The organism is Zobellella denitrificans (assembly GCF_002407485.1).
In the GTDB taxonomy this organism is placed as follows: domain Bacteria; phylum Pseudomonadota; class Gammaproteobacteria; order Enterobacterales; family Aeromonadaceae; genus Oceanimonas; species Oceanimonas denitrificans.
The window spans coordinates 499,611-518,643 of the sequence record NZ_CP012621.1 but is presented as its reverse complement, the minus strand read 5'-3'; the positions used below and the strand labels follow the sequence as shown (position 1 = coordinate 518,643).

At 63.9% G+C, this 19,033-nt stretch carries 16 protein-coding genes; 6 read left to right on the top strand and 10 right to left on the bottom strand.

Translation table 11 applies throughout. From position 1 onward, the window contains the following. The first annotated feature begins 120 nt into the window (after nucleotides 1-120). Nucleotides 121-1,023, top strand: coding sequence for a CAF17-like 4Fe-4S cluster assembly/insertion protein YgfZ (gene ygfZ / locus AN401_RS02415; protein ID WP_094038522.1), 903 nt, complete (start codon nucleotides 121-123; stop codon nucleotides 1,021-1,023). Here ygfZ and AN401_RS02410 read toward each other — a convergent pair. Beyond that, nucleotides 1,005-1,895 carry a LysR family transcriptional regulator gene (locus AN401_RS02410; RefSeq protein ID WP_094038523.1) on the bottom strand — a complete coding sequence of 297 codons (891 nt, stop codon included), beginning with the start codon at nucleotides 1,893-1,895 and terminating at the stop codon, nucleotides 1,005-1,007. The two genes, ygfZ and AN401_RS02410, sit on opposite strands and share 19 nt — an antisense overlap. A gap of 91 nt (nucleotides 1,896-1,986) precedes the next feature. Between AN401_RS02410 and AN401_RS02405 the strand changes: the two genes are divergently transcribed. Then, a complete protein-coding gene (locus AN401_RS02405; protein ID WP_094038524.1) occupies nucleotides 1,987-2,430 on the top strand; it encodes a PACE efflux transporter in 444 nt (147 codons plus the stop codon). 34 nt (nucleotides 2,431-2,464) lie between these two features. Here the strand turns inward: AN401_RS02405 and AN401_RS02400 are convergent, their stop codons facing one another. The 9 genes from AN401_RS02400 to ehuR form a co-directional block, all read right to left on the bottom strand. Beyond that, nucleotides 2,465-3,742 carry a dicarboxylate/amino acid:cation symporter gene (locus AN401_RS02400; protein WP_096778438.1) on the bottom strand — a complete coding sequence of 426 codons (1,278 nt, stop codon included), beginning with the start codon at nucleotides 3,740-3,742 and terminating at the stop codon, nucleotides 2,465-2,467. Nucleotides 3,743-4,100: 358 nt separating this feature from the next. After that, nucleotides 4,101-5,429 (bottom strand): amidohydrolase, encoded by a 1,329-nt coding sequence (locus AN401_RS02395; RefSeq protein WP_096778437.1) that lies wholly within the window; start codon nucleotides 5,427-5,429, stop codon nucleotides 4,101-4,103. Nucleotides 5,430-5,431: 2 nt separating this feature from the next. Further along, on the bottom strand, nucleotides 5,432-6,865 hold the full coding sequence (locus AN401_RS02390; RefSeq protein WP_096778436.1) for an aldehyde dehydrogenase family protein: 1,434 nt from the start codon (nucleotides 6,863-6,865) through the stop codon (nucleotides 5,432-5,434). 52 nt (nucleotides 6,866-6,917) lie between these two features. After that, nucleotides 6,918-7,970 carry a threonine aldolase family protein gene (locus tag AN401_RS02385; protein ID WP_232513369.1) on the bottom strand — a complete coding sequence of 351 codons (1,053 nt, stop codon included), beginning with the start codon at nucleotides 7,968-7,970 and terminating at the stop codon, nucleotides 6,918-6,920. A gap of 41 nt (nucleotides 7,971-8,011) precedes the next feature. Continuing rightward, a complete protein-coding gene (locus AN401_RS02380) occupies nucleotides 8,012-9,193 on the bottom strand; it encodes a M24 family metallopeptidase (RefSeq protein ID WP_198401794.1) in 1,182 nt (393 codons plus the stop codon). 94 nt (nucleotides 9,194-9,287) lie between these two features. Further along, nucleotides 9,288-10,574: a TRAP transporter large permease gene (locus AN401_RS02375; protein WP_094038566.1), complete on the bottom strand. Its 1,287-nt coding sequence runs from the start codon at nucleotides 10,572-10,574 to the stop codon at nucleotides 9,288-9,290. 17 nt (nucleotides 10,575-10,591) lie between these two features. Beyond that, nucleotides 10,592-11,191, bottom strand: a complete 600-nt coding sequence (locus AN401_RS02370; RefSeq protein WP_232513368.1) for a TRAP transporter small permease — start codon at nucleotides 11,189-11,191, stop codon at nucleotides 10,592-10,594. A gap of 26 nt (nucleotides 11,192-11,217) precedes the next feature. Next, a complete protein-coding gene (locus AN401_RS02365; protein WP_094038529.1) occupies nucleotides 11,218-12,237 on the bottom strand; it encodes a TRAP transporter substrate-binding protein in 1,020 nt (339 codons plus the stop codon). Nucleotides 12,238-12,442: 205 nt separating this feature from the next. Beyond that, nucleotides 12,443-13,807, bottom strand: coding sequence for a MocR-like ectoine utilization transcription factor EhuR (gene ehuR, locus AN401_RS02360; RefSeq protein WP_198401793.1), 1,365 nt, complete (start codon nucleotides 13,805-13,807; stop codon nucleotides 12,443-12,445). Nucleotides 13,808-14,253: 446 nt separating this feature from the next. Between ehuR and doeA the strand changes: the two genes are divergently transcribed. The 4 genes from doeA to AN401_RS02340 all read left to right on the top strand — a co-directional run bounded on the left by doeA (nucleotide 14,254) and on the right by AN401_RS02340 (nucleotide 19,023). Beyond that, the gene (gene doeA, locus AN401_RS02355; protein WP_094038530.1) at nucleotides 14,254-15,441 is read left to right on the top strand and encodes an ectoine hydrolase DoeA; all 1,188 of its coding nucleotides are present in this window, start codon (nucleotides 14,254-14,256) and stop codon (nucleotides 15,439-15,441) included. 7 nt (nucleotides 15,442-15,448) lie between these two features. Continuing rightward, nucleotides 15,449-16,450 carry a N(2)-acetyl-L-2,4-diaminobutanoate deacetylase DoeB gene (gene doeB / locus AN401_RS02350; RefSeq protein WP_094038531.1) on the top strand — a complete coding sequence of 334 codons (1,002 nt, stop codon included), beginning with the start codon at nucleotides 15,449-15,451 and terminating at the stop codon, nucleotides 16,448-16,450. Nucleotides 16,451-16,556: 106 nt separating this feature from the next. After that, on the top strand, nucleotides 16,557-17,036 hold the full coding sequence (locus AN401_RS02345; protein ID WP_094038532.1) for an Lrp/AsnC family transcriptional regulator: 480 nt from the start codon (nucleotides 16,557-16,559) through the stop codon (nucleotides 17,034-17,036). 469 nt (nucleotides 17,037-17,505) lie between these two features. Further along, the gene (locus AN401_RS02340) at nucleotides 17,506-19,023 is read left to right on the top strand and encodes an NAD-dependent succinate-semialdehyde dehydrogenase (RefSeq protein ID WP_094038568.1); all 1,518 of its coding nucleotides are present in this window, start codon (nucleotides 17,506-17,508) and stop codon (nucleotides 19,021-19,023) included. Nucleotides 19,024-19,033: the final 10 nt, after the last annotated feature.

Here is a 19,033-nt window from a genome sequence, read left to right as displayed (position 1 = left end):
GGTGGCTTCCAGAAAAATAAAACAAAGCCCATGTTATAAGGTCGAATGAGTACTGACAAATATGTTGGCCATCTTTACCATGAGGGTCACACTTCTTTATAGACAACAGAGGATGTACCCGTGTTGACTATCGCCACTTCCCCCGTACTTTATCCCCTGAGCGACAGGGCCGTGCTCAGCCTGACCGGCGACGACAGAACCAAATACCTGCAGGGCCAGGTCACCTGCGACGTGGCCGCCCTCGAGGCCGGCGACGCCTGTCCCGGCGGCCACTGCGACAGCAAGGGCAAGCTGTGGGCGCCCTTCTGGCTGGCCAACCTGGGCGAGCGGCTGCTGCTGGTGTACAACCGCTCGCTGCTGGAACGCCAGTTGCCCGAGCTGAAAAAGTTCGCGGTATTCTCCAGGGTGGAGGTCGAGGACGCCAGCGATCGCTGGCAGGTATTCGGCCTGGCCGGCGAGGGCCTGTCCCACTGGCTCAACAACCATGTGGGTGACGGCAACCTGTGGCAGGGCGGCATCGTCATACCGGTGGCGGCCGAACATGCCCTGCTGCTGTTGCCGCTGGACGCCGAGCTGCCCGAATTGCCGCGAGGCGACGAGCAGGAATGGCTGGGCCTGATGATCCAGGCCGGGCTGCCCGACATGAGCGCCGAACACCAGGGCGAATATATCCCGCAGATGCTCAACCTGCAGGCCCTCGGCGGCATCAGCTTCAACAAGGGCTGCTACATGGGCCAGGAAACCGTGGCCCGGGCCAAGTACCGGGGCGCCAACAAGAAGGCCATGTTCGTGCTGGGCGGCAAGGCGTCCGGCAAGATTGAGGTCAATCAGGATCTGGAACTGCAACTGGGCGACAACTGGCGCCGGGCCGGCACCGTGCTGAGCCACTGGCAGCGGGGCGAGGACTGCCTGCTGACCGCCGTGCTCAACAAGGATCTGGAGGCGGACGCCGTGCTCCGGCTCAAAGATCAGCCGGACAGCCGCCTGCATCTGCAGCCCCTGCCCTACGATCTGGTGGACTGAGCGCCGCTGATGGCCGCGTTTTTCAGCCAGGACGCGGCCTTGCCGAGGGGCCTCTGCTTGTGCCAGATCAGCTCCAGCGCCACCTGCCAGTCGGTCTCGTCGAACGCCAGCCGGGGCGACACCAGCAGCCCCTCGCCCAGGGCCCGGGCGACGATGTGTTCGGGCACATAGGCCCAGCCCAGGTTGCGCTGCACCAGCTCGACGATGACCCAGTGGCTCTCCACCCACCACACCTCCGAGGCCACCCGTAATCGCACCTTCTCCTCGCTGTCGTTGCGGGTCGCCACCATCAGCTGGCGGTGACGCTTGAGTTCCTCCCAGTCCACCCGCTGGCCGGCCAGGGCATGGCAAGGCGCACAGACGATCTTCATCGGCACCCAGCCGAGGGCATGGAAGTTGAGCGAGGAAGGCAGTATCTCCTGGCGCCACATGATGCCGAGATCGACCCGCTCCTCCAGCACCATGCGGCTGACGTCCTCCATCAGCGGGAACAGCAGCTCCAGCTCCACGCTGGGGAAGCGGCGGGCGAACTCGTCCATCAGCCGTCCCAGTTGCTCGGAAGGATAGAGTTCGTCCACTGCCAGCACCAGCCGGCTTTCCACCCCCTCCCCCAGGCTCCTGGCCAGGCCGCGAAAATGCTCGCAGCGCTCCAGGATCACCCGCGCCTCCGCCAGCAGCCGCTCCCCGGCCGGGGTCAGCCGGGGATAGCGGCCGTCACGGCTGAACAGCGGGTTGTCGAGATCGATCTCCAGGTTGGCGACGGCGGTGCTCACCACCGACTGGGCCTTGCCCAGGCGACGGGCGGCGGCGGAGAAGGAGCCGGTCTCCACCGTGGCCACGAAGGCCTGCAATTGTTCCAGGGAAAAGCTCATCTATCTTCAAATCCGATACAAGCTAACTTTTACTCTCGATATTAGCAGATAGAATCGCCATCAAAGCACTTCTTATTGCGGAGGAGACATGATGCGCACCACCAAAGACAGGGTTCGCCACGCCCTGGGATTCGAACTCATCGGCCTGCTGATCTTCGCCCCCCTGGCCAGCCTGGTGTTCGGCTACCAGCTGTTCGACATGGGACTGATGGCGCTGGTCGGCTCCATTATCGCCACCCTCTGGAACTATGTGTACAACCTGCTGTTCGACCATGCCCTGCTCAGGCTGAGGGGAGATGTGCGCAAGACCACGCCGATCCGGATCGCTCATGCCCTGCTGTTCGAGGGCGGCCTGCTGCTGCTGTTCATGCCGATGATCGCCTGGCACCTGGGCATCACCCTGTGGGAAGCGTTCGTGATGGACATCGCCATGGCCAGCTTCTACCTGGTGTATGCCTATCTCTACAACCTGGCCTACGACCGCGTTTTTCCCATTCCCCCCACCATGCGGGCGCCGGCGACCGGCCAGGGATAAAAAAACCGCCGGCCGGCGGTTTTTTCTTTACCCTTTATTTTGGTTCCTGCGCCGGGGCCAGCCCGGCCGCCTCTTCCAGGCTGTCCGGGTTGCCTTCCATCCTGGCCACTATGGTGTTGACCGCGGTGTCGCCCACCACGTTGGAGGCGGTGCAGAACATGTCGTTGATGCGATCCACCGCCATGATGATGGCCATGGCCTCGATCGGCAGCCCCATCTGGTGCAGCAGTACCCCGGCCATCACCACGGCACCGCCGGGCACGCCGCCCACACCCACGGACATCAGCAGCACGGTCACGCCCACGGTCAGCAGATCACCGGCGGGAATGGGGGTACCGGAAATATTGGCGGCGAAGATGGCGGCCAGGGTGATGTAGATGGCGGAGCCGGACATGTTGATGGTGGCGCCGAGCGGCACCCCAAACCCGGCGATGGCACGGGATACCCCCAGCTTCTCGGTCAGGGTGCGCATGGTCACCGGTATGGTGGCGTTGGAGCTGGCGGTGGACAGGGAGAACAGCAGCTGCTCCCGGGTGGCCTTGCGGAACGCGCCGGGCCGGATACCGGTGGTCAGCCATACCGCCAGCGGATAGGCCACCAGTATCCAGAAACCGAGCACCACTACCACCAGGGCCACGTAGCCGGCCACCGACATCAGGGTGTCCGCCTCCAGGGTGGCGCCCAGGCTTATCATCAGCGCGAACACGCCGTAGGGAGCCAGGGTCATCACCAGGCCCACCAGCTTCATCATCACCTCGTTGGCCATGCGGAAGGCACGGACGGCAGGGGCCGCCGTGGTCCCCAGCCCCTGGATGGCCAGGCCGGTGAGAATGGCCATGAAGATGATCTGCAGCATGTCGCCGGAGGCGAAGGCCTGCACCGGGTTGCTGGGCACTATGCCCACCAGCATGGCGCCGATATTGGGCGTTTCGGTGGTGGCCAGCTCGACGGCGTCGGAGGCACCGTGGGGCAGACTGGCGCCCAGGCCGGGCTGGAAGATCACCCCGACCAGGATGGCGGCGGCGATGGACAGGATGGTGTTGACAATATAAAGCCCGAAGGTCTTGCTGCCCAGGCGGCCGAAACTGTTGATGTCGCGCAGCTCGCAGATGCCGGTGACGATGGAGATATAGACCAGGGGCACCACCATCAGCTTGATCAGCGACACGAACATGCCGCCCACCCCCTCGGCCAGGCCGACCACCCCGTCATTCAGGAAGGCGACGCCGGTAAAGAGATACTGAATCATGCTGCCGATGATCAGGCCGGCGAAGAGGCCGGTGAAGATGCGGGCAGAGAGAGAACCTTTCATATGTATTCCTCAGCAAGACCTGAACAGATTATCTGTTATTAGTTGTTTTTATAGATAAGTTGACCAGCCAGTTGGCAAGTCGGCGGGATTTTACATTTAAAAAACAGCTCGGCAACCCTGGCGTCCGGGCGGGCGGCGGTTGCGTGACCTCACTCACAACATTTGATCATTTACAAAAAAGTTTAATACCCGGGTGGCACCCATAAAAATGCCGGCGATCGGCCGGCGCAGCAGTGCACTTTATCCTCCCTGACGCCCCGGTGCCGCCTGCCGGCACCACCATCAGGCGACATCGGGGGCTGAAAGAGGCAGCAGGGATTGCCTCTTTTCTCGATTGCAGCAGACAATCCCCATCTGGTTAGACTTTAAACTGGTCGGAACCCCAGCAAGCCAGCGCCTGCCGTGCCAGGTGAAAATAGAAGCTGCTGCCCCAGGCCAGCAGGGGATCGGGAATGTCGAAACGGCTGTTGTGGTGCCCGCCCACCACCGGGCAACCGAACAGCAGGTGGCAGGCCTGGCCGCCGCCCTCGTTCACCGCCCGGGTCATAAAGGTGGCGTCCTCGCTGGCCGGCACCTGGTAGCTGTCCTGAATGTCCCCGGCCCCGAGGCCGAAGGCCAGCGCCTGTTCCTTGATCCAGGCCGCCAGCGCCGGGTGGTTGGGATGGTTCTCGAAGCGGGTGAGCGGGGTTATCTCTACCGTCACCTCCTGCATCGCCGCCGCCCCCTCGATCACCTGCCGGGCCCGCTGTGCCATGTAGTCGCGGATGCCGTTGTCGGCGCCGCGCACCTCGAAGCGCAGTCGCGCCTCGTCGCAGATGATGTTGTTGGGGTTGTCCGCATGCATGGCGCCCACGTTGACTCGCGAGGCGCCGCCGCCGTGGCGGGCGATGCCGTACAGGGCGGTCACCGCCTGACAGGCGGCCAGCAGGGCGTTGCGGCCGTAGTGGGGGTTGTTGCCCGCATGGGCGGGCCGGCCGCGGAACACCACCTCGAACACGCTGCCGGCAATCCAGGTGGCGTCGCACACCAGCACCGGCCGGTCGACGATGCCCACATGCACCGAATAGAGCCGGTCCGCCCCCTGCAGCTGGGGCAGGCGGGCAAAGTGCACCCCGCCCCCGGCCACTTCCTCCGCCGGCTGGAACAGCAGGGTGAAGCGCCCCTTCAGCGCCGCCTTGTGCTCGGCCAGCAGCCGGGCCAGGCCCAGGCCGACCGCCATGTGGCCGTCGTGGCCGCAGGCGTGCATCCGGCCGTCCACCACGGAGGCGAAGCCGGCCCCGCAGGGCGAGTGGTCGCAGCCACCGCTCTCCTGCACCGGCAGGGCGTCAATATCGAAGCGGAAGGCCTGGTGGGGCCCACCGCCGCAGTCGAGTTCGGCCACCAGGCCGGTGAAGCCGCCCGCCATCTCCGCCAGGTAGGGATCCCCCTCCCCCAGCTCGGCCCGGGCGGCGGCGAAGGCCGCGTCCAGCTGTTCCCGGGGCGGCAGGTTGTGGGGCCTGAGTTCACCCCACAGCGGCCGTCCCCAGCGGACGCTGAAGCCCATCTGCGCCAGTTCCCGGCACAGCACCGCCGTGGTCCGGAACTCGCACCAGGACAGCTCCGGATGGCGATGAAAGTCGTGCCGCCGGGCGCGCACATAGTCGAGCACCGCCAGGCCGTGCTCGTCCAGCCGATCGTAATAGGCCATGTTCAGTCCTCCAGGGCGGCGCCGTTGATGTTGAGCGAGTTCTTTCTGCTGAAGGCGCGCAGCCCTTCCGGCGACAGCGCCAGGGAGCCGTTGCCGGAGTGGCGGTGGCCGATCCAGCCCAGGCGGGCGTCGACGAAGTTGCAGCGGTTCACGTAGAGGGTGCCGAAATCGAGCGCCTCGATAAAGGCATTGGCCCGGGCGCGCGAACGGGTGAAGATGGACGCGGTCAACCCGTAGCGGGTGTCGGCGACCAGGCCGAAGGCCTCTTCGTCGCTGCGTACCTTCATCACCGGCAGTACGGGCCCGAAGGTTTCCTCCTTCATGATGCGCATGCCGTGATCCACCCCGGCCACCAGGGTCGGCTGGATGAAGTCGCAGCCCGCCAGGGTCTCTCGCGCCCCGCCGGCCACCAGGGTCGCCCCCCTGGCGGTGGCATCCGCCACCAGTTCCAGCAGGCCGTCGATGGCCGCCCTGCCGCCGAACAGGGGGCCCAGGGTGGTCTCTGGCCGCAACGGGTCGCCATTGACTTCGGCGGCCATGATGGCCCTGGCGCCTTCCACCACGGCGTCGTACAGGGACTCGTGCACGTAGAGCCGCTTGACCGCACAGCAGGACTGACCGGCATTGTGCAGCCGGCCGATCTTCACCGCCCACAGCAGGGCCTGCTCCAGATCGGCGTCCTCGGCGATGTAGCAGGCGTCGTTGCTGCCGAGCTCCAGCGCGGCCTCGATAAAGGGGGAATCCAGCTGATCGTTGAGCGCCCGCCGGGCGATGCTCTGCTGGATCACCCGCCCGCCCTGCACCGAGCCGGTGAACACCACCTGGTCGATGTCACCCCGCTCGATGATCTCGGCGGACACCTCATAGTCGACGGTGATGTTGAACAGCAGATCCGCCTGATCGCCCAGGGTGTGGAAGGCCCGTTCGAACAGGCGCCCCACCGAGGGGGTGGTGGTGTGCTTGAGCAGCACGGCGCTGCCGCTCAGCAGGGCACAGACCACGCCGTTGATGGCGGTGAACAGCGGGTAGTTCCAGGGGCTGATGATATAGACGATGCCCTTGCCCCGGTAGCGGATGCGGCCCTGGAAGTCGGCATCGTGATAGGCCGAGAGATCCAGATCCGCCAGCGCCCCGTCCTCGGCGAAGCGGCACAGGTATTCCGCCCGCTCGATCATGTAGCGCAGCTCTTCGGCCGCCGCCGTCTTCGGCTTGCCCATCTCCCGGGCGATGGCGGTGCTGATCTCGTCCTCTGCCGCCCGGAATACCTCCAGGGCGGCGCGCACCCGGCGTGCCCGCTCCGGCGCCGGTACCCGCGACCAGCGCCGGTAGGCGGCCCGGGCCAGGGCCAGTTTTTCCGCCACCGCGCCGAAGCTGGCCGAGTCCTGTTCGAAGACGGTTTCGCCGGTGAAGGGGTTGTTCAGTCGTACCATCGCCATCGTTGTCTCTCCTTGGTTGTTCTGGGTTCCCGCTCGGGCCGATGCCTGCGGTTTACTGTTCCTGTGCGGCCAGTTGTCCCATCCGCGCCACAAAGGCGTCGACATGGGCGCGCTCGATATCGAACGACATCACCAGCCGTGCCTCGGAGCGGCCGGGACTGCTGTCGGCCCGCCAGACGTGGAAGTAGGCCTGCTGCTGCAGCGGCGCCAGCCAGTCGTTGGGCAGTTCCACGAACAGCATGTTGGTCTCTACCGGCGCCACCAGCCGGGCCTGGGGCACGGCCTTGAGCCGCTCGGCCAGGTAGGCCGCCATGGCGTTGGCCTGGGCGGCGTTGTGCAGCCAGAGATCGTCCTCGAAATAGGCCAGGAACTGGGCGGCGAGGAAACGCATCTTGGAGGCCAGGTGCATGCCGTGCTTGCGGATCACCGGGTACTGGGCCTGCAGGGCCGGGTTGAGCACCACCACCGCCTCGCCCATCATCAGGCCGTTCTTGGTGCCGCCGAAGGACACCACGTCCACTCCCAGCTCGGTAAAGAGCCGTTTGCAGTCGCCGCCCAGCGCCGCCACCGCGTTGTGGATGCGGGCGCCGTCGATATGCACGTAGAAGCCGTGGGCCCGGGCGAAGTCGCAGAAGGCCCCGAGTTCGTCCGGGCGGTAGACGGAACCGCGCTCGGTGCACTGGGCGAGGGAAATCACCCTGGGCTGGCTGCGGTGCTGGAAGCCGATGTCGCCCAGGCGCGGGCGCATGTCGTCGATGCGGATTTTGCCGTTGTGCGCCGGCAGGGTGATCAGCTTGGCGCCGAGGAACTGTTCGGGGGCGCCGGCCTCGTCGACCCACAGGTGGGACTCGGCGGAGCAGAACACCGCCTCGAAAGAGCGCACCAGCCCCTTGAGGGCGATGACGTTGGCGCCGGTGCCGTTGTACACCAGGAAGCTTTCGGCCTGATCGCCGAACAGCTGCTTGAAGGCCCGGTTGGCGCGGGCGGTCAGTTCGTCGGCGCCGTAGCCCAGGGCATGGCCCCGGTTGGCGTCGGCCAGCGCCGCCATGATGGCGGGGTGCACCCCGGAGGCGTTGTCGCTGGCAAACATGGGAGCTTGGGTCATGAATCCTCCAGTGGGCGCCGGCCGGGGCCGGCGCCGTGCGGTCAGTCGATGATAAAGAGCGCCCGCGGGGTGTTGCACAGGCATTCCACCCCGGTCTTGGTGATGCGGATCGACTCGGTGATGGCCACGCCCCAGTCATCGAACCAGACCCCGGGCATGAAATGCATGGTGACGTTCTCGGTCAGCAGGGTGTTATCGATGGGCCGGAAGCTGATGGTGCGCTCGCCCCAGTCGGGCGGGTAACCGATACCGATGCTGTAGCCGCAGCGGGAGTCCTTGACGATGCCGTGTTTGGAGATCACCGCATCCCAGGCGGCGTGCACCTCGTGGGCATAGACCCCTTCCCTGGCGGTGTTGAGCACCGCCTCTATACCCTCGAGCACGATCTGCACGGTGTCGTAGGCCTTGGGGTTGGGCTTGCCGAGGAAGACGGTACGGCTCTGGGGCGCGTGGTAGCGGGCCTTGACCCCGGAGATCTCCAGGGTAGAGCAGTCGCCCTGCTGGTAGACCTCGTCCCGCCACATCACGTGGGGGCAGGAGGTGCCCACCCCGGCCGGGATCAGCGGGGCGATGGCGGCGTATTCGCCGGCGTATTCTTCCAGCCCCGCCACCGAGGTGGCATAGACCTCGGCGGCCACGTCCGCCAGCCGGACCCCGGGCTTGATCCTGTCGATGGCCTTGGTCATGGTCAGTTCGGTCAGGCGGGCGGCCTGGCGCATGTAGCCGATCTCCGCCTCGGACTTGACGCTGCGCACCCAGTTGACCAGGGCGTCGGCATCCACCAGGGTGGCGTTGGGCAGGTGGTACTGCAGCTGGTTGAGGCTGCGGCCGCTGAAGAAGAAGCTGTCGCCCTCATAGCCTACCCGGGCGCTGCCCTTGCCGCGTTCGGTAAGCAACTGGGCGACGAACTCCATGCAATGGGCGGCCGGGTTCTGGATGTAGTGATCCGAATAGCCGAGGATGAAGTCGTCGGTCAGGTAGCTGGTCAGGCGGGCGCCGTTCACGTCCTGGCCGCGCACCACGCACAGGGGCCTGTCCCAGTCCTGGCTGACCAGGGCGTACTGGGGGGTGTAGAACGACCAGGCGTCGTAGCCGGTCAGGTAGTAGAGGTTGGCAGGCTCGCTGACGATCAGCACGTCGATGCCCTGCTCCAGCATGCTCTGCTGGGTCTTGTGCAGACGGACCTGATATTCTTCGAGGCTGAATGGCTGTTGGTACTTCACAGACGGACACTCCAGGCACGAGGTTGCGGGTGCAACCGGGTATACCGGCAACCGCGGTTGCCGGTGGTTTGATTAAACAGGATTCGGAACGGGCTTACTTGGCGAAGGCCAGATCGCGCAGGAACAGGGCGATCTGCGGAAACAGGATCAGCAGGCCCGCCACCAGCACCAGGATCAGCACGAAGGGCAGGGATCCGCGTACCACATCCACGTAGCGCCGGCGGAACACCGCCACCGCGGTGAAGATGTTGCAGCCGAAGGGCGGCGTGACCGCGCCGATGGCCACCTGCAGGGTGATGATGACCCCCACCAGCACCTTGTCCAGCTCCAGACGGTTAATCTCGGGCAGGAAGATGGGCACCATGATCAGGATGACCACGATGGAGTCCACGAACATGCAGCCGACGAAGAAGGCGATGGAAATCGCCAGCAGCAGGCCGATCTCGTTGGTCTCGTTCAGTCCCAGCCCGGCCATGATCGCCTGGGGGATCTGGGCGAAGGAGATCACCCAGGAGAAGGCGCTGCCCGCCGCCACCAGGATGAACACCACGGCGGTGATAAGCCCGGTGGATTTGGCGATATCCAGCACGTCCCTGATCTTCAGCTCGCGGAAGATCACCACCTCCAGCAGCAGCGCATAGAGCACGCACATCGAGGCGGCTTCGGTCGGGCTGAAGATGCCGCCGTAGATGCCGAACACCACTATGACGGGGAAGCCCAGGGGCCAGATGGCATCCCGGGTCGCCTTGAGCCGTTCGGCCAGGCTGGCCTTGGGCACGGTCGGCACTTCTTCCTTGATGGCAAAGAACACCGAATAGATGGAGAACAGCACCAGGATCAGCAGGCCGGGGACGATGCCGGCGATAAACAGCTCGGAAATCGAGGTCTGGGCGATGCCGCCATAGATGATCATGCCGATGCTCGGCGGGATCAGCAGGGCGATGCCGCTGGAACTGATGATCAGCGACAGGGAGAAGGAGTCCTTGTAGCCATTCTGGATCAGCTTGGGGTGTAGCGGCGAGCCCACCGCCACCACGGTGGCCTGGGTGGAGCCGGACACGGCGCCGAACATGGTGCAGGCGGTGGCGGTACTCACCGCCAGGCCGCCCTTGTAGTGGCCGATATAGGCCATCACCATGTCGATAAGCTTGGTGGCCGAGCGTCCCTTGGTCATGATGTCGGCGGCCAGGATAAACATGGGCACGGCGATCAGCGATGCCGGCCGGATACCGGCGAACATCTGCTGGATCATGAACTGGGAATTGCCGAAGCCGTTAAACTGTACGTAAAAGCCGATCAGGGTAGCCACCATCATGGGCACCATCATGGGGAAGCCGATCAACAGCAGCACCACCATGGCCATCAGCATCAAAGAGGTCATATCCATTGGTCCAGCCCCTAAATTTCCGCCACGTTTTCATACTCTTCACTGGTCACTTCACTGGCCAGGAAAATCTCTCTGTTGAACAGGTTCTTGATCCCGGCAACAAAATACTCGAAGCCGGTAATAAACAGGCTGATCGGCACCCACAGATAAATGGTGTAAACCGGAATTTGCAGGGCGGGCAGTACCTGGCCGCGCGGGGCCACCCACAGGATGTATTTCACCGAGAAGTAGCAGATGGTAAAGATGCAGGCCGAGGTCACGAAGGTAATGATGACAATCAGGCCTTTCTGAAGCTTCTTGGGCAGGGCGTCGAAGATGGCCGTCATCCGGATATGGCTGCCATGCCGGGCCGCAAAGCTGGTACCCGCGAAGGTCACCAGGATAATCAGAATGCTGTTCACTTCCTCGGCGAAGAACAGGCTCTGGTTGAAAATGACGCGACCGATAACGTTCGCAATATTGTTGGTCGCCATCAACAGGACGCTGGCAATAAGAATAGCGCCCTCCACCTTATTCAATATGCCGATAAAGTGATGGTAACCCGATTTGATCAGGCCGGGAGACGAGGTAGTCATCAGCAGCTCCTTGAGACTTGGCGCACGGGGTGACACGGGTTGCCCCGTGCCCCCCCTGGTTTTTACTTGCCCTTGGCGTCTTGCAGATCCGCTTCCATCTGCTCGAGGATCGCCTTGCCGGATTGGCCGGTCATTTCCACGAACTTGGCCTTGACCGGAGCGGACGCCTCGCGGAAGGCGGCGCGCTTGTCTTCGGCGAGCGACACGAACTGGATGCGCGGCTTGGCTGCCTTGATCTTGGCGATGGACTCGTCCTCCAGCCCCTGCTGGTAGTCGAGGATGTAGTCGGTGGCCTCGGCAATGGCTTTTTGTACCAGCGCCTGATCGTCATCGGACAGGCCGTCATAGAAATCCTTGTTGGCCATCACCGCGGTGGTGAAGATGTTGTGGCCGATGTCGGTGATCACCTCGGTCACCTCGTACATCTTGGTGGACTCGATGAAGAACATGGGGTTTTCCTGGCCCTGGATCATCTTGGTCTGCAGGGCGCCGAACACTTCACCCCAGGGCAGCGGGGTGGGCACGGCGCCGAAGGACTTGTAGGTTTCCACCAGCAGCGGCGAGGTCATTACCCGGATCTTGACCCCGTTCAGCTCGGCCGGGCTCTCGAAGGGCGCCTGGGTGGTGATGTGTACCCGCCCTTCCGGGAACATGCTCAGCAGCTCCAGCCCCTTGTCGGCGTACAGGGCCGGGAAATGTTCGGTAATGACCTTGGAGTTCTTGAAGAAGTAGTTGATTTCACTTTGCTTTTCCGGGATCACATAAGGCATCAGGAAGACCTGGGCCTCGGGGATCAGGCTGCCGGTAAAGCCGGGGGACTGGTCCACGAACTGCAGTATGCCGGCCTGGGCCTGCTCCATCACGTCCACCGACTCGCCCAGGGTGCCGAAGGGGTAGATCTGCACCTTGTGATCCGAGTTGGCCTCGATCACTTCCTTGAACTTGGTGGCGTACACTCCCTGTACTTCGGTCAGGCTTTCCTCGATCGCGTACTTCCAGGTGGCGGCACTTACCTGCAGTGAGGCCAGGGCCAGGGCGGCGACGGACAGCTTGGTGGTCAGACCCGGTGATTTCTTGCTCATATCAGTAGTCCTTCTGATGGTTGGTTCCACGTTACACAAATGTAAAAAGCGACTTCATTGACAGACAGCTTCTCGAACGACCTCCGTTCAATTTGTCCTGACATTGCCTTGTGACAATTTTATAACATTCATACTAACCGGAGCCTGCCGTCGTTTTTTTTCGTGTCGGGCCCGGCCAGCTTGCGACTTCTTCTGTAATCGCCCCTCACAACAGAAAATGTGTGGGCGGCGGCGGCGCGTTGAGCATGTCCGCCAGCAACTGCAGGCCATGACGCACCCGTTGGCGGCTGCTTTCACTGCCCAGGCTGAGCCTGACCCGGCCAAGCCGGCGTTCCGGATCGACCACGAAGGGCTGGTAGCCGGTGATCAGGATATTGGTCTGCAGGGCGGAACTCACCAGCTCATCGGCGCCCCAGCCTTCCGGCAGGCGCAGCCACAGGTGCATGCCGTGTTCGTGGCAGTCGTACTCGAAACCCGACAGTATCTCCCGCGCCAGCCGCTGGCGGACGGCGAACTCCTGCTGCTGGAAGGCGATCTGCCGCGCCAGGCTGCCATCCTGGATCCAGCGGCTGGCCACCTCGAACACCAGGGGGGTAGCCATCCAGCTGGAGGCCGCCAGCCGTGCCACGCAGTGCTGCATCAGGTGGCGCGGGGCCACCAGAAAGCCGCAGCGCAGGCCGGGCGCCACCGTCTTGGTCAGGCCGGTGACGTAGAACGCCTGATCCGGCAACAGGCTCGACAAGGGCGGCAGCCGGTCCGGCTCCAGGGCACCGTAGACGTCGTCCTCGATCACCATCAGGTGATGGCGCCGCGCTATCTCGGCAATGGCCTCGCGCCGCTCCGGCCCCATATGGCAACTGGCCGGGTTGCTCATGCTGGGGGTACAGCACAGCACCTTGATTTTTTTCTTGCGGCAGGCCTCTTCCAGGGCGGCGGGAATGATGCCCTCCCGATCGGTGGGCAGGCCGCACAGGCGCACGCCCAGCATGCGCGAGCGGGCGATCAGGCCGTGATCCACCAGCTCCTCGCAGGCCACCAGATCTCCCGGTTGCAGCAGCACCCCCATGGCCAGCATCAGGCCCTGGGAGGCGCCGTTGCACAGCAGCACCCGCTCCGGCTCCGCCGGCAGTTTCTGGCTGTCCAGCCAGTGGGCGACCGCCTCCAGATGGGCGCGCTGGCCCTGCACCGGACGCATGGCCCCGATCAGGGCGTCGGTATTGCCCTGGCCGATACGTACCAGGGTGTCGCCGAACAGCCGGGACAACTCGCTGGTGCAGACTGGATGGGCGATGGACAGATCGATGGCCCGGCCCTCGGTATCCTTGTCCTCGACCAGCATCAGCTCGGTTTCCTTGCCGGCGCCGTAGTCGCTGACGAAGGTGCCGCTGCCCACGCAGGCGGTGACCAAGCCGTGCTTCTCCGCATAGGCATAGGCGTTGCTCACCGTCTGCACGCTCACCTGCAGTTGTTCCGCCAGCACCCTGTGGGTGGGCAGGCGGGTGCCGGGCAGCAGCTCTCCACGGGCGATAGCCTCTTCCAGCGCCTTGGCGATGGCCAGGTATTTGGGCATTCCGGTTTTCAATAACGGTTGAATATTAATTGTCATAGTTCAATAAATTCATTGACACAAATAAATGCACTGATGTGTACTAGCGCCCGAAGCAACATACTAGGACAATAAGCGGTACCAATCCAGTCTTTTGGCCGATTGTCATGATTGCAGGGACGAATTGTATTAGTTAGGCGCTATGGGCCCCGGCCCGACGAGGTAACACTCATGGATAACCACAGCCTGAACCCCATCCTGCTTCTGCCAGCCTTGGCGACGGTATTCCCTTCCCTTCTGCGTGAGCGAACGCGAGGCCAGCTTCCGCTGGATCGCTGAGCAGCGGTTGTGTCGGCATCGCCGGCACAACCGCAGTACCCAACTCCAAAAAAACCGCCATCAAGCCGCTGTCTGCCCCCTGGGCCGGCAGGGATTGGTGGTCCCGATTGCCAGACATAGAGATAGCTCTCATGCATAACCATGTACCCAACTTCTCCCTCGAGGAGTACCAGACCCGGCTGGCCAAGGTGCGCGCCGCCATGGAGCGGCACGAAATCCAGACCCTGATCGTGCACGATCCGTCCAACATCGCCTGGCTCACCGGCTACGACGGCTGGTCCTTCTACACCCCCCAGGTGGCGGTGGTGGGGCCGGCCGGCGAGCCGATCTGGTACGGCCGGCAGATGGACTCCAACGGTGCCAAACGCACCGTCTACCTGCAGGAGGAGAACATCACCTGGTATCCTGACTACTACGTGATGAACCCGCCCCTGCACGCCATGGAGTACCTGGCCAACCAGATCCTCAAGCCGCGCGACTGGGCCCGGGGCAATATCGGCATCGAGATGGACAACTACTACTTCAGCCCCACCGCCTACCTGGCGCTGAAGGAAAACCTGCCCGAAGCCCAGCTGGTGGACGCCACCGCCCTGGTCAACTGGTGCCGGGCGGTGAAATCCGAGGCCGAACTGCGCTACATGCGCATCGCCGCCCGCATCGTGGAGAACATGCACCAGGCCGCCTTCGAGATGATCGAGCCCGGCCTGCCCAAGAACCGGCTGGTGGCCGAGATCTACCGGGTGGCGATGGAAGGTCACGAAGGTCATTTCGGCGACTACCCGGCCATAGTGCCCATGCTGCCCTCGGGCAAGGACGCCTCGGCCCCGCACCTGACCTGGGACGAACGCCCTTTCAACAACAACGAAGGCACCTTCTTCGAAATCGCCGGCTGCCACCGCCGCTACCACTGCCCGCTGTCGCGCACCATCTACCTGGGCCAGCCCAGCGATGACTTCCTGCGCGGGGAAGAGGCGCTCAACGCCGCCCTCGAAGCCGGCCTGGCCGCCGCCAAGCCCGGCAACCGCTGCGCCGACATCGCCGATGCCCTCAACGCCGTGTTGTCGGACTACGGCTTCAACCGGGAAGGCGCCCGCTGTGGCTACCCCATCGGCCTGAGCTATCCGCCTGACTGGGGCGAGCGCACCATGAGCCTGCGCAACACCGACCAGACCATACTGGAGCCGGGCATGACCTTCCACTTCATGCCGGGACTCTGGCTGGACGACTGGGGCATAGAGACCACCGAGAGCATGGTGATCACCGAGACCGGGGTGGAAACCCTGTGCAACTATCCCCGCAAGCTGTTTGTAAAGAGGTAACCAGACAATGCAGGCAACCACCATTACCCCCACCGTCGACTTTGAGCGGGACGGCAAGCAGCACGGTTTTCTCAAGCTGCCCTACTCCAGCGATCAATCCGCCTGGGGCTGCATCATGATCCCGGTCACCGTGGTGAAAAACGGCGAGGGCCCCACCGCCCTGCTCACCGGCGGCAACCACGGCGACGAATACGAGGGCATCACCGCCCTGTTCAAGCTGGCCAACAGCCTGGAGCCCGAGCAGGTACGGGGCCGGGTGATCATAGTGCCGGCCATGAACTACCCGGCGGTGCGCAACGGCAGCCGCACCTCGCCCATCGACAAGGGCAACATGAACCGCAGCTTTCCGGGCAACCCGGCGGGCAGCATGACGGAGCGCATCGCCGACTACTTCAACCGCTACCTGGTACCGATGTGCGACTACGCCCTGGACATCCATTCCGGCGGCAAGACCCTGGACTTCATCCCCTTCTCCGCCGCCCACCGGCTGCCGGATCCGGCCCAGGAGGCCGCCTGCATCGAGGGCGCCAAACTGTTCGGCGCCCCCAACGTGGTGGTGATGTTCGAGCTGGACACCGCCTCCCTCTACGACACGGCGGTGGAATCCCAGGGCAAGGTGTTCGTCACCACCGAACTGTGCGGCGGCGGCACCAGCAGCCCCGAGACCATCGCCCTGGCGGACCGGGGGGTGCACAACTTCCTGATCTTCGCCGGTATCACCCGGGGCGACTACCGCCTGCCCGACACCCCGCCGCGCCTGCTCGACATGCCCGACGGCTCCTGCTACATGATGAGCGAGCACCAGGGCCTGCTGGAGCTGTGTGTTTCCCTGGGCGACCGGGTCAGGGCGGGCGATCTGGTGGCACGCATCCACAGCCTGGAGCGCACCGGCCAGCCGCCGGCGGAATACCGGGCCAAACGCGACGGCATTCTCGCCGGCCGCCGCCACCCGGCGCTGATCGACATCGGCGACACCTTCGCGGTGCTGGCGGTCGAGCTCGACGCCTGAACATCACTTAAGATAAGTACTTGAGCAAAAAGGGCTGCTGGTTGCCACCGGCGGCCTTTTGTATACTCAAGCCATCAAGATTGCACAGCAACAAGCAGGAAGCCCCATGCGTCTGGATCGCTACGACATCAAAATTTTGCAAATCCTGCACCAGCAGGGCCGCATCACCAAATCCGGCCTGGCCGAGGCCATCAACCTCTCGGTCAGCCCCTGCTGGGAGCGGGTCAAACGGCTGGAGGACGCCGGCATCATCCAGGGCTACGGCGCCCGCATCAACACCGAAGTGCTGTTCAGGCGCTCGCCGGTGCTGGTGGAAGTCAGCCTCAAGCAGCACAGCGCCGAAGCCTTTAACCGCTTCGAGCAGGCCATGCTGCAGTGCGACCAGGTAGTGGACTGCTACGCCACCGGCGGCGGCGTCGACTATATCCTCAAGGTGATGTGCGACGGCATCGACCAGTACCAGCGGCTGATCGACAGCTGGCTCACCTCCGGGCTCGGCATAGAACGCTACTTCACCTATATCGTCACCAAGACCATCAAGCAGCAGCAGCCCAGGCTGGAATTCGCGGCGGAATACAAGGAGTAGGACGGGGATCAACAGTCTCCAGTTTGTGGACGACCTGTCTGTTATAACCCGGGAAGCCGGCCAAAGGGCCAGCTCCGCCGATACGCCGCGGTAGATGACACTCGCCGCTTCAGCCAGCTGCGAACATTCACTGGATGTTCGGTCAGGCTGAAGCAACTCGTCACGGCGAGACAAGCTCGCCCCAGGTGGGCTCGAAATGCCATCCATGGCATTTCATGGTCGGCGGAGCCGTTCCCTTTGTCCGCCTGTTTTAACATGGGTGTTGCCTGTTTACGTCAGCCCGGGCTGGGACAGTAGTCCGTTATCCCCCACCTTTCTCTCCCCCTCCAGAAAAAAACAATTTTTTAACCTCGGTTATCAGAAAAATCGCCCCGCCAACGCCGGGGCAACAAAAAGTATCTCCCCGCCATCGCTCCTAGAATGACCTCATAGCAACAACCTGTACCCAAACAACGAATTGGTGGTGTTTATGAGCCTTACCCTCAAGCATGTATCAGACAGCAAGGTCACCGAAGCCATTATGCCCTATCTCAAGGATCCCCGGCTGGTTCGCGAACTGGCCTATGTCAACGGCAAATGGGTCAACGGCAACGACGATCTGGCCGTGATCAACCCGGCCACCGACGACATCATCGGTCACTGCACCCAGCTGCAGCCGCTGCAGGTCAGCCAGGCCATCGACGCCGCCGAACGCGCCTTCCCGGCCTGGCGGGCACTGCTGGCCGACGAGCGCGCCGCCATCCTGATGCGCTGGCACGATCTCATCCTCGACAACAAGGAAGACCTGGCGGTGCTGATGGTGCTGGAGCAGGGCAAGAGCCTGAGTGATGCCCGCGGCGAAATCGACTACGGCGCCTCCTTTATCCGCTGGTTCGCGGAAGAGGCCCGTCGCGCCTACGGCGAGACCATTCCCAGCCATATTCCCAACGCCCAGCTGGCCACCCTGCGCGAGCCCATCGGCGTGGCGGCGTTGATCACGCCCTGGAACTTCCCCAGCGCCATGATCACCCGCAAGGCGGCGGCGGCCCTGGCCATCGGCTGCACCGTGCTGGTCAAGCCGGCCAACGAAACCCCCTTCTCCGCCCTGGCGCTGGCCGAGCTGGCCGAGCGCGCCGGCTTCCCGGCCGGGGTCTACAACGTGATCACCGGTGACGGCGCCGAGGTGTGCGACGTGCTGTGCCGCTCCGACAAGGTCAAGGCGCTGTCCTTCACCGGCTCCACCCGGGTCGGCAAGCTGCTGCTGGAGCAGGCCGCGGCCACCGTCAAGAAGTGCTCCATGGAGCTCGGCGGCAACGCCCCCTTCATCGTGCTGCCGGACATGGACATCAGCGCGGCCGCCAGGGCGGCGGTGGACGCCAAGTTCCAGACCGCCGGGCAGGACTGCCTGGCCGCCAACCGCATTTTCGTGCCGCGCGCCAGGTATGAAGACTTCCTCGCCGCCTTCGCCGCCGAGATGGCCAAGATCCAGGTGGGCAACGGCTTCGACGAGGGCGTGACCATGGGCCCGCTGATCTTCCGCCAGGCGGTGGACAAGGCCCAGGCCATCGTCGATGACGCCCTCGCCAAGGGCGCCCGGCTGATTGCCGGCGACCAGCGCCAGGCGCCGGGCACCAACTTCTTCATGCCGACCCTGCTGGCCGACGTGACCCCGGAGATGAAGGTATTCCGCGAGGAGAACTTCTGCCCGGTGGCCGGGGTGCTGCCCTACGACAGCATCGACGAGCTGATCCCCCTGGCCAACGACACCGAATACGGCCTGGCCGCCTATGTGTACGGCCACGACATCCGCCATATCTGGCAGCTGATGCGCGGCCTGGAGTTCGGCATGGTGTCGGTCAACTCGGTGAAGATGACCGGCCACCCCATCCCCTTCGGCGGGGTGAAGCAGTCGGGCCTGGGCCGCGAAGGCAGCCGTCACGGCTTCGATGAATACAGCCAGATCAAGTACTACTGCCTGGGTGCCATGCCGACCGTTAGCGGCAGCTGAGACCAGGACT